Source organism: Phyllobacterium chamaecytisi, from assembly GCF_020164455.1.
In the GTDB taxonomy this organism is placed as follows: Bacteria; Pseudomonadota; Alphaproteobacteria; order Rhizobiales; family Rhizobiaceae; genus Phyllobacterium; species Phyllobacterium chamaecytisi.
Map to the genome: position 1 here is coordinate 69692 of NZ_JAIQWW010000006.1, position 13559 is coordinate 83250.

The window sequence follows — 13559 nt, forward strand, 5'->3', positions numbered from 1 at the left end:
GCCATGGACACTCTTAATCTCAACGAACCGACCTCCGGATCCAGCACGTCGCGCCGCACTTTCCTGAAAGGAGGCGGACTGCTTCTCGGCTTTGCCCTGCTCGGTGGTACGACGACATCGGTCTTTGCAGCAAACTCAGCGCAAGTGACCGAAGATGAAGTAAAGGCACCCTTCGCGCCGAATGGCTTCATTCGCATAGACCCCAAGGGCACGGTCACGCTGGTCATGCCAATGGTTGAAATGGGCCAGGGTACATATACCTCCCTTGCCATGCTGTTAGCCGAAGAACTGGAAGTCGACCTCGATCAGGTCCAGGTACAGCATGCACCGCCCAACGACGCGCTCTACGCGAATTCGATCTTGCATATTCAATCAACCGGCCTTTCATCATCGGTGCGAGCGTTCTGGACACCATTGCGTCAGGCGGGCGCTGTCGGCCGCACACTCTTGATCGCCGCTGCGGCCAAAGAATGGGGCACCGAACCTGCGACCTGCAAAGCCGCACATGGTGTGGTCACCGACGGGTCCGGTTCAAAACATCTGAGCTATGGCGAATTGGCCGAGGCAGCATCGAAGCTGCCCGTACCGGCGGCTGACAGCGTCAAGCTGAAGGAACCAAAAGACTTCACCTTGATCGGCACACCTGCCAAGCGAGTCGACACGCCGATGAAGGTCGACGGCCGCGCCGTCTATGGCATCGATACCAAAGTGCCCGGAATGAAAGTTGCGGCGATTGCGATTTCGCCGGTGTTCGGCGGCAAGGTGAAGACGGTCGATGAAAAGGCAGCCCTCGCCGTGAAGGGCGTGCATCAGGTCGTCAAGATCGACGAGGCTGTAGCGGTGGTCGCAGATCATCTGGGCGCGGCCAAGAAAGGGCTGGAAGCCGCTGCCATCGAATGGGATGACGGCCCGCACGCCACGGTAAACAGTGCGGACATCATCAAAGAGCTCGAAGAAAAGTCGAAGCAGCCCGGCGCGGTTGCACGCAATGAAGGCGACGCGGAAAAGGCACTCGGATCGGCCGCACAGCGCATCGATGCGATTTACCAGGTGCCGTTCCTCGCCCATGCGACCATGGAACCGATGAATTGCATGGTGCATATGCAAAAGGACAGCTGCGATATCTGGGTGGGTACGCAGGTGCCGACGTTAACGCAGATGTTCGTTGCCGGTGTTACCGGATTTCCCAAGGAAGCGATCCGGATTCACAACCACCTCCTGGGTGGTGGTTTCGGCCGGCGTCTCGAACCCGACGGTACTGTGTTGGCCGTCAAGATAGCAAAGCACGTGAATGGCCCGGTCAAGGTCGTCTGGAGCCGCGAGGAAGACATCCAGCACGACATGTACCGGCCCTATTATTACGATCGGATGTCTGCGGGACTGGACGGTGATGGCAAGCCTGTCGCATGGACCCATCGTATCGCCGGTTCCTCCATATTCGCGCGCTATGTCCCGCAACTATTCGTCAATGGGCTTGACCCCGACGCCGTCGAGGCGGCAGCCGAACCGCCCTATGCCTTGCCGAATATCCATGTGGACTACGTTCAGGTGGAGCCTCCCGGTGTGCCCACCGCATTCTGGCGCGGCGTTGGTCCAACCCACAATGTGTTCGTGGTCGAGAGTTTCATGGATGAACTCGCCCATGCCGCAAAGCAGGATCCGGTTGCCTACCGCAAGGCGCTGCTCGCAAACAACCCGCGTGCGCTCGGCGTATTGACCTTGGCTGCAGAGAAAGCCGGATGGGGCACGCCCTTGCCCGATGGTCAGGGCCGCGGCGTTTCGGTAGCTTTCATTTTCGGCTCCTATGTCGCGCAGGTAGCCGAGGTGGAAGTCGGTACTGACGGGGCAGTCAAGGTCAATCGCATTGTCTGTGGACTCGATTGTGGTATGTCGGTCAATCCCGATACAATCGAAGCGCAGATCGAGGGCGGCTCTATCTTCGGCCTAACTGCCGCCTTGCATGGTGCGATCACAATAAAGGATGGTCGCGTGGAGCAGAGTAATTTCGACAATTACCTTCCCATGCGCATCGATGAAGTGCCTGTAGTCGAGACGCATCTCATCAAAAGCGCAGAGGCTCCGGGTGGCATTGGTGAAGTGCCGACCTCCATTGTCAGCGCGGCCGTGACGAACGCGATATTTGCCGCCACCGGCAAGCGTGTCCGCACACTGCCTGTCGACCCGGAAATGCTGAAATCATCCAGCTAAAACGACTGCACAAATGCATCGGGGGAAAATCCTCCCGATGCATTGAACAAGGTGGGTCTCAGTCATAGGCCAATGCCCAGCCGGCACCCTTGAGCCAGCAGCGATCATCCGCGATGTCGTCGCTACGGTGGAGGCGCGTGACGCGATCCCAGCCGCCATTCGCAAACGCCCTTGCGAGTGCATCCTCCGACTTTTCGTCCCGCAAGCCGGCACATGGGTAGATGGCGACACCAGACACCCAGCGCGCCGCAAATTTTTCGCCTTCACGCGTGATAACGAACACCGCACCGCGCGGTCTGCTCCGCCGGCTTTGGCTGGCGTACCCATCATCGGTGGTCATAGGCAGAACCAGGCGGCCGCCGTCTTTGAGCCGGTCCAGCCAAATATCGGCGGGGCGCGTCGCACCTGCATTGACGTAAATTATGTCAGCCGGTCCGAACTCAATCTTCGTACCGTCACCTTCAATCACTTCGACATTTGGATAGGCGGAAAGATTGGAATTGGCGCGTGCCGCAAGGTCAGTCTCCAACTCAATTCCCGTAACGTGCCCGGAGGGCCCCGCCAGATGTGCCATGATCGCCGTGTAATAGCCGACCCCCGCGCCGACATGCACAATATGTTCGCCTGCAACTGGATGCGCGCACCAAAGCAGGTGCGCGTGCAACGATGGTTCACCATTGTTGATGTGCCGCTCCGGCGATATCCCGACCAGATCGTCCGTGTAGAGATAAACTGGATCGGCGTTTGGCGTATCGACATAGCCAATACCGAAACGGCGCATCGGCCACGGGCCGGGTCCGAGAAAATCCTCGCGCGGAACGTCCGCAAAGGCATTTTCGATACGATGATCCTCAACGCCGACGCTCGCCAATATCTGCTTGGCGAATGAGCGGCGAACGATCTTCAGTTCGTCAGGATCGGTCATCCATTGCATTCCGGTTGGACTACGACATTGCTATTGTAGTCATGTCATGCCGGAAGGTTCAACTTCAACGATCACAGCTAGTTGGCCAGCTCCCGGTGGATGCTTGTCGAGCCCGTCGCATGTGCAGCGCATAGCCGGCTTGTCAGCTCGGCGTCTCGGGCTTCTATTGCCGAGACAATAGCACGGAGCTCGTCAAACGTATCCCGGTTGTGGTTGGTGACGCCGGGCTTAAGATGCTGCAGAATGATAATTCGATTGTTGAGGAGCGTAAGCATCGCGCTTGCAACACTGTTGCCGCAACCTTCGAGCAATATGGAGTAGAATTTATTCTCCGCGCTCACGGCGCTTTGGTCGTCCATGCGATCGACATGCGCACGCAGGCGCGCCACCTGTGCGTTGCTCGCATTGCGGGCGAACTCCTCGCCCACCAACGGCGTCAACGCCTGCCTGACGCGAAGCATCTGGTTGGCCTCTTCCCCGTTGGGTTTCGCCACCGAGAGACCCCGGCGCGGTGTGCTGACGATCACGCCCTCTGCCTGCAGATGCTGCAATGCTTCACGCAGTATTGTGCGGCTCACAAGCAATTCCTCGCAAAGCAGGCGCTCGATCAGTTTCTGACCCGGCCGCAGGGATCCAGACAGGATTGATTCACGCAGGGTGTCTGTGACTTGCCTGCGCAAGGATGTTGTTTCTCGCGGCATATGTAGGCCCAGTAACGCCATAGCCCTTCCTCGATTCCACGTTCGCCCGACAATCGGGCTCGTGCTTATTCGTTATATTTCATTGAATACATCGTCAAGAGAAAGTCATTCGCGCTGTCCGGTGTCCGTGCCTAAATTCTCGGCCAGAAAATCGACAAAACTCCGCACGCGCGCCGCAAGGTATTCATGACCGACGAACACCGCATGGATGAGTTCAATGTCACCCGGGTTGAAATCCTCAAGTAACGGGACCAGCCGCCCAGCCTCGATGTCAGCCCTGACATGAAAGAGGCCCAGCCTGGCGATTCCAAGCCCTGCCACGCACATCTGCTGCGCGGTCGATCCATTGTTCGACAGGAAGTTTCCCGCGACCGCGATCGTATCGATCTCTCCGGTTTTGGGATCACGAAATGGCCACTCATTCAGTATCCGCCGAAAGTTGAAGTTGAGACAGTTGTGGCGTTCAAGGTCGCGGGGATGCATCGGGGTACCGTGCTCGGCCAGATAGGCAGGTGAAGCGATGACCACCACCCGACTCTCGAAGAGCTTGCGCGCCTTCAGGCTCGAACTGCGCATGGGTCCAACGCGGATGGCGACGTCGGCACGCTCCTCAATCAGATCGACGACGCCGTCGCTCAGGGAAACATCGAGCTCTACCTCCGGATAACGCCGCAAAAACTTGGGAACGAGCGGTAAAATGCACATCATCCCGACTGGCACAGAAGAGTTCACGCGCAACAGTCCGCGTGGCGCCGCCGAGGCACCTGACGCGACAGCCCGTTCAGCCTCGTCAATCTCCGCGACAATGCGTAGTGCCCGCTGGTGATAGATTTCACCCTCCGGCGTTAATCTCAGCGTACGTGTTGAGCGTACGAGCAGACGGGTTCCAAGCCGCTCTTCGATACGGCTGATGATTTTGCTGACAGCGGACGGCGTAAGGCCAAGGCGCCGGCCCGCAGCGGAAAAGCTGTTGAGGTCAACCGCCTGAACGAAAACTTCCATCTCTCCAGCCCGATTGTCCATACCAATATACCTGTGAATTTGTTTCACAAGTATTGAGCATTATGGAGTGATTATCAAGGTAATGACGATGCGCCATATTCCCAGCAGCTTTCATCAATTCTCCGGCTGACTCAAGCAGCCGCTATTCAAAGGACAAGACAATGCCTCTCGCACTTCTGGCGTTGACTATCAGCGCCTATGCCATCGGAACGACGGAGTTCGTCATCGTTGGTCTTTTGCCCACAGTCGCCGCCGATCTCCATATTACGCTGCCGCTCGCTGGTCTTATCGTCAGCGTTTATGCACTCGGCGTAACCTTCGGCGCGCCGGTTTTCACCGCTCTGACAGGCCGTATCGAGCGCAAGCCCCTGCTGCTCGGTCTGATGGGGCTTTTCATCATTGGCAATACCGCCGCCGCACTTTCGCCGACCTATGAACTACTGCTCGTCGCCCGAGTGATAAGCGCTTTTGCCCATGGCGTATTCTTCTCGGTCGGCGCTACCATCGCTGCCGATCTGGTGGCGCCAAACCGCCGCGCTTCCGCCATCGCTATGATGTTCCTTGGTCTGACCGTCGCGATCGTTACCGGCGTACCGCTCGGCACCTTCATAGGCCAGCAGCTCGGCTGGCGCGCAACGTTCTGGGCCGTATCCGGACTTGGTGTCATTGCCTTGCTCGCCATCGCATTCCTGTTACCGTCAAAGATCGCCAGAGCAGAACCTGCGCGGCTTATCGATCAGGTTCGTGTGCTCGCCAGTGGCCGCCTGCTTCTCGCCTTTGCCATGACTGCGCTCGGCTATGGCGGCACCTTCGTCATGTTCACGTTCCTTGCTCCAGTCCTGCAGGAAATCACAGGCTATGCCGGCTCGACTGTCAGCCTGATACTGGTTCTCTACGGCCTTTCCATTGCGGTGGGCAACATGGTTGGCGGACGCGTTGCCGATGGTAATCCGGTCGGGGCCCTCGCGGTCATGTTCACGCTGCAGGCTGCAGTGCTGGCGATTTTCACCTTCACGGCGGTCTCGCCAGTATGGTCCCTGGTGACGCTCGCCGCTCTCGGTGCACTCTCCTTCTCCAATGTCCCCGGCCTCCAGCTCTATGTCGTGCAACTTGCCAAGATTCACACACCTGAAACGGTCGATGTTGCCTCGGCACTGAACATCGCCGCCTTCAATCTCGGCATCGCCGGCGGTGCCTTCCTCGGTGGTCTCATCGTCGCTTCGCCGCTTGGGCTCGGCGCAACGCCCTGGGTTGGTTCGCTTCTGGTGGTTGGCGCGCTCGGCCTGACCCTCTGGAGTCAGATGCTCGATCGCCGTGCGACGACCGAAGCTCTCGCCACCTGCTAAAGCGAAGAGGCCGTCCGAAGGGGTGACAGGATGAGATAATTTGCTAAGGTCGGCATGAGATTCGCGAAAGGTTTTCCATGCTGGCCGAAGTGGCATTGCCCATCAAGCTGACATTCAGGCTCTGGTTGCGCTTCTGGCCACAGCTCATCGCTGTTGTCCTGCTCGGGCTCACCGTATCGGATTTGTTGATGTGGGTGGCGGTCAAAGCCGCCTATATCAACCACTATACCGGTCTTGGACTGTTGACCCTCGTTGCGCTTACCCAACTCGTAACGACGGTTTCCATGATCCAGATCGTGCGGCCCGGATTGCCCTCCGTCAACGCCGCACAACCGCAAGCCGATGAAGAAGCGGAGAAGAGCGAATTCGGCCTGTCCCGTCTCACCACGATCATTGCCGTCGCGCTGCTTCCGTTCTTCGCATACTACGCAGCCTGGGGATTTCTGGGCGATACGGTGCGCCAATATTCGCGCCTCGCACTCGAGTTGCGGCCATTTGAAGGTGGTGGCGGCAGCGTGCTCGACGTTCTGGATTCCAAATGGATCCTTCTGTCGGTTGCCGTTTCGTGGATCGTGCGCAGTTTTGCGAAAGCGATGAAAGAACGCACCAAGCGCTCGGTCTGGGATATCATCATGGTCGTTTGCGAGACCAACTGGATATTCATCGGTCTTTATATCATCAGCCGCTGGAAGGATGACTGGTTGCAGGCACTGATCGAAGGGCGGCTGTGGTCGTGGTTCGAACAATTCTTCGCGGCACTCGCCTTGCCGGTTTCATCGGCCTTTGCCGCCGCCTTGATCCCGGTCGAGCAGGTTCCGGAGAACTTCAGTGCGGTAGCGGTCAATCTGTTCTTCCACGCACTCCTGCCAGTGATTTGGCTGGTCATGGTCGCGCTTGTCTACGGCTATGACGTCCGCGACCAAAAAGAACTCATGCGCATTCACCATCGCGTCGAACGTTTTGGCGAGCGATATCAGGCTATCCCGAAATTCCTGCGCGACTTCATCGAGCATTTCATCAGCGGCTATCGCTCAAGATATTTGCCCATCGCGAATGGAGTGAGGCTCACGCTGAATTCCGGACTGCTGCTCATCATCACCTTGATCCTCGGCTATCGCTTTATCGAATGGGCTGCGGCTTGGCTGTGGCTCGGCACAGCGCACCTGATAGGCCCGCATTCGATCGCCGTGTGGGAGGTCCTGGCGAATGGAGTAAGCTTCCTGTTTGGCAGTCCGCTACAGGATTCATCGACGGGAATTCTCGTTGAACCCTTGCGTATCTGTTTTCTCGCCGCCGTCCTCGAAACAGCGTTTTCGATGACAAAGAGAGCTAAGGCTTAGCAAACCTCAGATAGAACGGCCGCTCGCTGTGCATCCCTAAAGTCGGGACGAGTTCGTCTGCGACATCCGCTGGAACGAGATAATTCTCCTCGATCACTCTGCGCTCGCCCTTTTGCGCCCCGGAAAATGCGGTGGAACTGCACGTCTCGATGCCCGGTTGCGGCGAAGGTATTCCCGGCACGCTGGAGGGGTACCAGGTGCGTCCCGTACGATCTGTCAGCTTGATAGCACACATAAGCCAGAGATTTTGAAGGTCGGGATCACCGATCTCGACTATAAAACGCGCGATGATTGGCACTGAACCGGCGGGAAGCCGGCCGGGCCTTATGCCTTCCACCTTGCGCAATCCCTGAAACTGCCAGTCGCTGCCGCCATAGTGTTTGGTCTCTCCTGCAGCGACGTCAACCGGCAGCATATCGCGATACCGGATGAGTTCATTAATGTCTCTGTACGAGATAGATAACAGTGAAACCGGAACGAGGAATAGCAAGGCCCACAGGCTGCGCTTGCGCCATCGTCGCTCCAAAGCATTCTGCTTTTCTTCAATCAAGACCGACATTTCATGTTCCTGTTAGCGGACGCAACGGGTCGTAACTGTCGACGACCAGCGGCTGCCCGTCGTTGAACGTCTTGATGTCATCGATTGAAATGCGCGCTTCGGAATCCAATGCCGGCTCTATCTTGCCCGAGAGAACCAGCGTTGCCCCGTTCATCTGATCCGGCGTTGTCTCAAAGATGAATCGCACCTTCTTGGGCAATCCCGGAGCAAGCAGGTGCGGTGGCATGCCCGGCGCCCAGCCGATCCGGCCGGACGTTGTGAATTTCAAACCTGTCGGCCCGAGCCAGGTCGCCGCTGCAACGCTTGTACTGCTGGTCGTGGCCGCAAGCTGCGCGGTGACAATCACCCAAAGACCCGAAGTCGTCAGCGTTTTCTTCTCGCCATACTGGGTGAAGTCCAGTTGGCGCGCGAAAATGACCTGATCCAGCGTCGCATCGAACTCGCGGGTGTGAACCTTATCGTGCATCTTGCCATAGACGGGAATAGGAGCCGTCAGCTCACCGAAGCGTGGCTTGGTCTGCTGCATGCCGTAAAGCACGCCGACGGCAACGATCAAGACGAGAACATTGGCGAGCCGGCGCATTTTAGGCCTCACTCTGGGAAAGTGGCAGACTTACGGTGCCTGCCGGAGCCTTGCTCCACCAGCCAGGCGTGCCAGTCAGATTGTTGCGCAGCTTGAACTTCCATGCCTCGATGCCAAGTTCAATCGTGCCGGTCGGGACAGCATCGGATGGCACCAACCAGACGTAAGTAATCTTCTCGGGCATTCCGGGTTGCAAATCCGGCAACGACGATCCATCCCGATCGAGATAGGCGAGAGGCTGCTCGGTGATTGCTTGCAATTTCCCAAGCGGATGAAACGTATTGGCATAGCCGCTGTCGGACTGGGTCGTGCGGTTCATCAATTCGACTGCGAAAACGACGGCCTTCTGGCCTTCCTTTGGAGTCACACTGAAGATTTTCTGGTCAGTCACCCAAGCTTTCAAGGGTTTGATCAGCCATTTCCCCGCATCGATCGACTCGCCGGCAGTGATTTGCGGCAGCTCTTGCTTGTCCGCTGCCTCGAATGCCCCAAGGGCAAATGCAGTTGCCAGTGCTGCAAATGAGCCGATACCCGCCGTTAGCCAGGCGATTGCTTTGCTGCGCAGGTTCAGGAAACGGGATCGCATCGGCCCGATCGTTCTCCTCTAGAGCGAATTTTGTCTCATCAGAGCCATTCTGCCGGAGGGAATTTGCTCTAGATCCTCGGATCAATAATGAGTCGCTGTCGCACGCACCATGCAATGTTTGCGGGGGGAATTTCAAGTCTTGGATTTTAACGCGCGATAACTTGTTGAATGCTGCCGCAAGTCCGTCAGGCTAGGCGAGCACGGAAAATCGCATCACGTCCCTCAGAATCGCGAGGCAACCTGTGGTAGGTAAGCGTTGACCAGACTTACAACCTGTGCGTCTCGGCTTCGTGCCGTCTCACCGCCCATCACGACTGCTACAAGCTGCCGTCCATTGTCGCTGATGGATGTGACGATGTTGAAGCCAGAAGCCCGCACATAACCGGTCTTGATACCATCCGCGCCGTTCAATTGCGCCAGAACCCGGTTATGCCCGCGGATCAATCTGCCGTTATAGACGAAATCCTGGGTGACGAAATAATAGTATTGCCCGGGGTAGTGCTTGCGCAGCGACATACCGAGGAGCGCCATGTCACGCGCCGTTGTAATCTGCTGCGGGTCGGGCAGACCGGAAGCGTTGTGGAAGTTGGTGCCTCGCATCCCGAGTTGACGCGCCTTGGCCGTCATCTGTGCTGCGAACTGGTCTTCCGTGCCGCCGAGATATTCGGCTAAAACCACGGCGACATCATTGGCGGATTTGACGACGATCGCCTTGATCGCGGTATCGACGTCGATCGTCTGACCCGGCTTCAAACCGAGTTTGCTTGGTGCCTGTGATGCAGCGTGAGCGGAGACCGGCAGGAGAGTCGTCTTGGTAATCCGGCCGGATTTCAGTGCCTCGAAAGTGAGGTAGAGAGTCATCATCTTGGTCAGCGAGGCAGGCACCCGCGGTAGATCGGCGCTTGCCTGATAAAGAACCGCGCCCGTGCTGCCATCGACCACGATTGAGGCGGATTTTTCCGAAACCGGTGCAACCGTCGTCGGGGTGACGGTACTCAGCGTTGCAGCAGTCGTACAACCGCTGGCCGTGCCAAGAATCACCCCTATCAACACCACGACTTTCGAAAATGAATAGAACGACATATGAACTCGCAGCACGTTTATATTCCGAGCATAATGCTTATGCGAAAGAGCAGATGTCTAGCGCAGGAGAGGTTAACAATTCGGCTTAGAGCCTTTCATGAAAGGCTCCAACCGCGCTTGTTAGCCGATTTGATCCCGTGCGCCAAGCGCAGTCTCCCACACCAAATTGTCGCGCGTTACGCTGTGAGCACCACCTTGACGCTGCGCGAGCGGTCCAGAGCCACACGAAACGCTTCAGGCGCGTCGGCAAGTTTGAACTCGCTGGTTACCAGCCGCAGCACATCTATCTTGCCCTCGACGATCAGTTCGACCGCTTCGAAAAACTCCTCGCCAAAGCGGAATGTCCCGATCAGATCGAGCTCCTTCGACATCACTGCATTTGCAGGAACTGGAATAGATCCGCCTGCAAGATTACCGACTTGAACCACTGTTCCGCCGCGCCTGACCGTGCGAATGGCCGAGGCCAGTCCCGCCGCCGTTCCGGAAATTTCGAAGGCGATATCGTATGGCGTGGCGGCTGCAAACGTCGCCAGCTGTTCCTCGCCTTGCGACAGGTCTATCGTCTGGTCAGCGCCGAGCTCTTCTGCGAATTTCAAGGGGGCGGCGGCAACGTCGACCATGGCAACCGAGCCTGCACCTGCATGTTTCAGCGCCAGCATGGTCAAAAGACCGATTGGGCCCGAACCGAATATGATGGTCGAAGTTCCTTTGACGTGGCCGGCGCGACGTACCGCGTGCAGGCAGACTGCCAGTGGTTCGGCGAGCGCCGCCGCCTGATAGGGCAAGTCCGCTGGCACCTTGACGCATTGCGATGCAGTCGCATCGAACAGGCTGGCGAATCCTCCCTGCATATGCGGCGTTTTCGAAGCCGAGCCCATGAAGTAGATGTTCTCGCAAAGGTTTGCCCGACCTTCATGGCAATAGGCGCAGTGTTCGCACCAGCGCGACGGATTGACCGCAACCCGCTCACCAACCGCCAGTCCGGTCACGTTGCTCCCGATCTCGACGACCTCGCCCGCTACCTCGTGACCAAGTATCAGCGGCGAGGTAACGACGAAATCGCCGGTTCTCGCATGACGGAAATAATGCATGTCGGAGCCGCATATGCCGGCAGCCCCGAAGCGGACCCGCACCATGTTCGGCGCGAGGTCACCGAGTTCGATATCGACGACACGAAGATCTTCGGCACCGAAGAGAGTTGCAGCAATGCCCGTGGTACTCATTTGATCAGACCCAGTTGTGTTGGCAGCCAAAGGGTGATGGCCGGAATGAATGTGATCGCAATCAGTGCGATGAACAGTGGAACGAGCCAGGGCAAGATTGCCATTGTCGTGCGCTCAACGGAGAGCTTCGCAACACGCGACAAGACGAACAATACCATGCCAAGCGGCGGATGCAGCAGGCCAATCATCAGGTTCAACGTCATGATCAAGCCGAAATGCACCGGATCGATGCCGAATTTCAGTACGAGCGGCAAAAGAATCGGCACAAGGATGGTGATGGCGGCAATCGTATCGAGGAAGCAGCCGACGAACAGCATCAGCAAGTTTACCAGGATCAGAAACACCCACTTGTTCTCGGTAATCGACAGGATAGCCGTCGACAGGAGCTGGGCTGCCTGGCTGACGGTCAAAAGCCAAGCGAAGACAGAGGCGGCCGTCACGATGAACAGTACCGAAGCGGTTGTTTCGATCGTGTCGAAACTCGCCTTGGCAAGGCTCTTCAAGGTCATCGTCCGATAGCGCACCAAGCCGAGGAACAGCGACCACAAGACGGCGGCGACCGCCGCTTCTGTCGGCGTGAACCAGCCCATGGTCATGCCGCCGATGAGGATCACCGGCGTCATCAGCGCCATCACTGCCGAGAAATCGAAATACCAGTCGGCGGCGAGGAGTAGCACCAGCGCGATACCGACCGACGCGTTGATGGAAAGGCCGGTGAGCATCAGCAGATAGATAACCACTGGAACGGATGCGACGACCAGGATCTCGAGCGAAGCTTCGAGAAGCTGCTTTATCTCGAACGGTGCGTCGGAGCCCCAGCGCTTCACATAGGCGAAGATCGCAACGGTGACCATCATCAGCACAGTCATGACGATGCCCGGCAAGATGCCCGCCATGAACAGCGCGCCGATGGAGACATTGGCCATCATCCCGTAGATGACGAATGGCAATGACGGTGGGAAAATCGGTCCAAGCGTCGCGGAAGCCGCGGTAACGCCGACAGCCGCCTCGACGGGATAGCCGTGATCCTTCATCGCCTTGATCTCGATTGTACCGATACCTGCGGCGTCCGCGAGAGCAGTTCCTGACATGCCGGAGAAGATCACGGACCCGATGATATTGACCTGCGCCAGACCACCCTTCATCCAGCCGACGAGTGAGACGGCGAAGGAATAGATGCGCCCGGTGACACCTGCGGAATTCATCAGGTTACCGGCGAGGATGAAGAATGGCACCGCAAGAAGCGGGAAGCTTTCAACACCGGCGATCATTCGCTGTGCCACGATGATGTCCGGCGCGACTCCGAAGAAGACGAGATAGAGCACTGAGGCAACGGCCATGGAAATCGCGACCGGCACACCGACAAGCATAAGGATAAGGAAAGTTCCAACGAGCAATAACATTAATCAGTCCTCGATCTTCTGGAATTCTTCGGGACGCTCCAGGACGGAATAGCCCCGGCGAACATTGCGGATGAAAACCTGAACGGCGCGGATCAGCATCAATATGAATGCGACGAGCACGCTGTAAAAAACGATGTTGCGTGGAAGATCGACTGTGACCATGCGCTCTTCCGCAACGATCTCGACGTATCGCCACATCAACCAGACCGCATAGGCGAAGAAGCCGATGCGCACGATATCGACGAAGTTTGACAGCGCGCGAGCGACGCCCGCCGGCAAGTAGTGATAGAGAACGTCCACCTGAATATGCCGTGAGACGCGGACGCACATCACAGAGCCGAGAAACACGACACCGATCAGACAGTTGATGGCGATTTCTTCGGTCCAGGCATAGCTGTCGTTCATGACGTATCGCGTAAAGAACTGAAGGAAGACGCACCCCGTCATGAGCCAGAAGACGATCAGCGTCAGCCAATCTTCAATGGCATAATCCGACAGATCAGCCACCGGCGCAGCATCTTCGAAGGAATGAGCAAGCTCTTCGGCAGTTACCGGGGTATGAATTTCATTTGACATGTTCCGTCTCCGGTTGGCGTCAGC

13 protein-coding genes are annotated in these 13559 nt (G+C 57.5%); 3 read left to right on the plus strand and 10 right to left on the minus strand.

Going from position 1 to position 13559, the window contains the following annotated elements; translation table 11 throughout:
* The first annotated feature begins 3 nt into the window (after nucleotides 1–3).
* Entirely contained in the window at nucleotides 4–2208 is a 2205-nt protein-coding gene (locus LB462_RS11195) for a xanthine dehydrogenase family protein molybdopterin-binding subunit (protein WP_224507850.1), read from the plus strand.
* A 58-nt stretch (nucleotides 2209–2266) separates the two neighbouring features.
* Here LB462_RS11195 and LB462_RS11200 read toward each other — a convergent pair whose 3' ends face one another.
* The 3 genes from LB462_RS11200 to LB462_RS11210 all read right to left on the minus strand — a co-directional run bounded on the left by LB462_RS11200 (nucleotide 2267) and on the right by LB462_RS11210 (nucleotide 4857).
* Entirely contained in the window at nucleotides 2267–3133 is an 867-nt protein-coding gene (locus LB462_RS11200) for a protein-L-isoaspartate O-methyltransferase family protein (protein WP_224507852.1), read from the minus strand.
* 77 nt (nucleotides 3134–3210) lie between these two features.
* Entirely contained in the window at nucleotides 3211–3855 is a 645-nt protein-coding gene (locus LB462_RS11205) for a GntR family transcriptional regulator (RefSeq protein ID WP_224507854.1), read from the minus strand.
* An 84-nt stretch (nucleotides 3856–3939) separates the two neighbouring features.
* Nucleotides 3940–4857: a LysR substrate-binding domain-containing protein gene (locus LB462_RS11210; protein WP_224507856.1), complete on the minus strand. Its 918-nt coding sequence runs from the start codon at nucleotides 4855–4857 to the stop codon at nucleotides 3940–3942.
* 140 nt (nucleotides 4858–4997) lie between these two features.
* On the opposite strand from LB462_RS11210, the gene LB462_RS11215 reads away from it, so the two are divergent.
* Together LB462_RS11215 and LB462_RS11220 are read left to right on the plus strand one after the other, a co-directional pair.
* Nucleotides 4998–6182 (plus strand): MFS transporter, encoded by a 1185-nt coding sequence (locus LB462_RS11215; RefSeq protein WP_224507857.1) that lies wholly within the window; start codon nucleotides 4998–5000, stop codon nucleotides 6180–6182.
* A 77-nt stretch (nucleotides 6183–6259) separates the two neighbouring features.
* Nucleotides 6260–7522, plus strand: coding sequence for a hypothetical protein (locus LB462_RS11220; protein WP_224507859.1), 1263 nt, complete (start codon nucleotides 6260–6262; stop codon nucleotides 7520–7522).
* Here LB462_RS11220 and LB462_RS11225 read toward each other — a convergent pair.
* The 7 genes from LB462_RS11225 to LB462_RS11255 all read right to left on the minus strand — a co-directional run bounded on the left by LB462_RS11225 (nucleotide 7512) and on the right by LB462_RS11255 (nucleotide 13535).
* Nucleotides 7512–8081 carry a hypothetical protein gene (locus LB462_RS11225; protein ID WP_224507861.1) on the minus strand — a complete coding sequence of 190 codons (570 nt, stop codon included), beginning with the start codon at nucleotides 8079–8081 and terminating at the stop codon, nucleotides 7512–7514. The two genes, LB462_RS11220 and LB462_RS11225, sit on opposite strands and share 11 nt — an antisense overlap.
* Nucleotide 8082: 1 nt before the next feature.
* Nucleotides 8083–8664 carry a hypothetical protein gene (locus LB462_RS11230; RefSeq protein ID WP_224507863.1) on the minus strand — a complete coding sequence of 194 codons (582 nt, stop codon included), beginning with the start codon at nucleotides 8662–8664 and terminating at the stop codon, nucleotides 8083–8085.
* Between the two features lies 1 nt (nucleotide 8665).
* Nucleotides 8666–9250: a hypothetical protein gene (locus tag LB462_RS11235; RefSeq protein WP_224507865.1), complete on the minus strand. Its 585-nt coding sequence runs from the start codon at nucleotides 9248–9250 to the stop codon at nucleotides 8666–8668.
* Between the two features lie 222 nt (nucleotides 9251–9472).
* Complete coding sequence (locus LB462_RS11240) at nucleotides 9473–10333, minus strand: D-alanyl-D-alanine carboxypeptidase family protein (protein WP_224507867.1); 861 nt, start codon at nucleotides 10331–10333, stop codon at nucleotides 9473–9475.
* Nucleotides 10334–10509: 176 nt separating this feature from the next.
* Entirely contained in the window at nucleotides 10510–11556 is a 1047-nt protein-coding gene (locus LB462_RS11245) for an L-idonate 5-dehydrogenase (RefSeq protein WP_224507869.1), read from the minus strand.
* Nucleotides 11553–12959 (minus strand): TRAP transporter large permease, encoded by a 1407-nt coding sequence (locus LB462_RS11250; protein WP_112531078.1) that lies wholly within the window; start codon nucleotides 12957–12959, stop codon nucleotides 11553–11555. The genes LB462_RS11245 and LB462_RS11250 overlap by 4 nt, the downstream gene beginning before the upstream one ends.
* A 3-nt stretch (nucleotides 12960–12962) precedes the next feature.
* Nucleotides 12963–13535: a TRAP transporter small permease gene (locus LB462_RS11255; RefSeq protein WP_112531077.1), complete on the minus strand. Its 573-nt coding sequence runs from the start codon at nucleotides 13533–13535 to the stop codon at nucleotides 12963–12965.
* Nucleotides 13536–13559 lie beyond the last annotated feature (24 nt).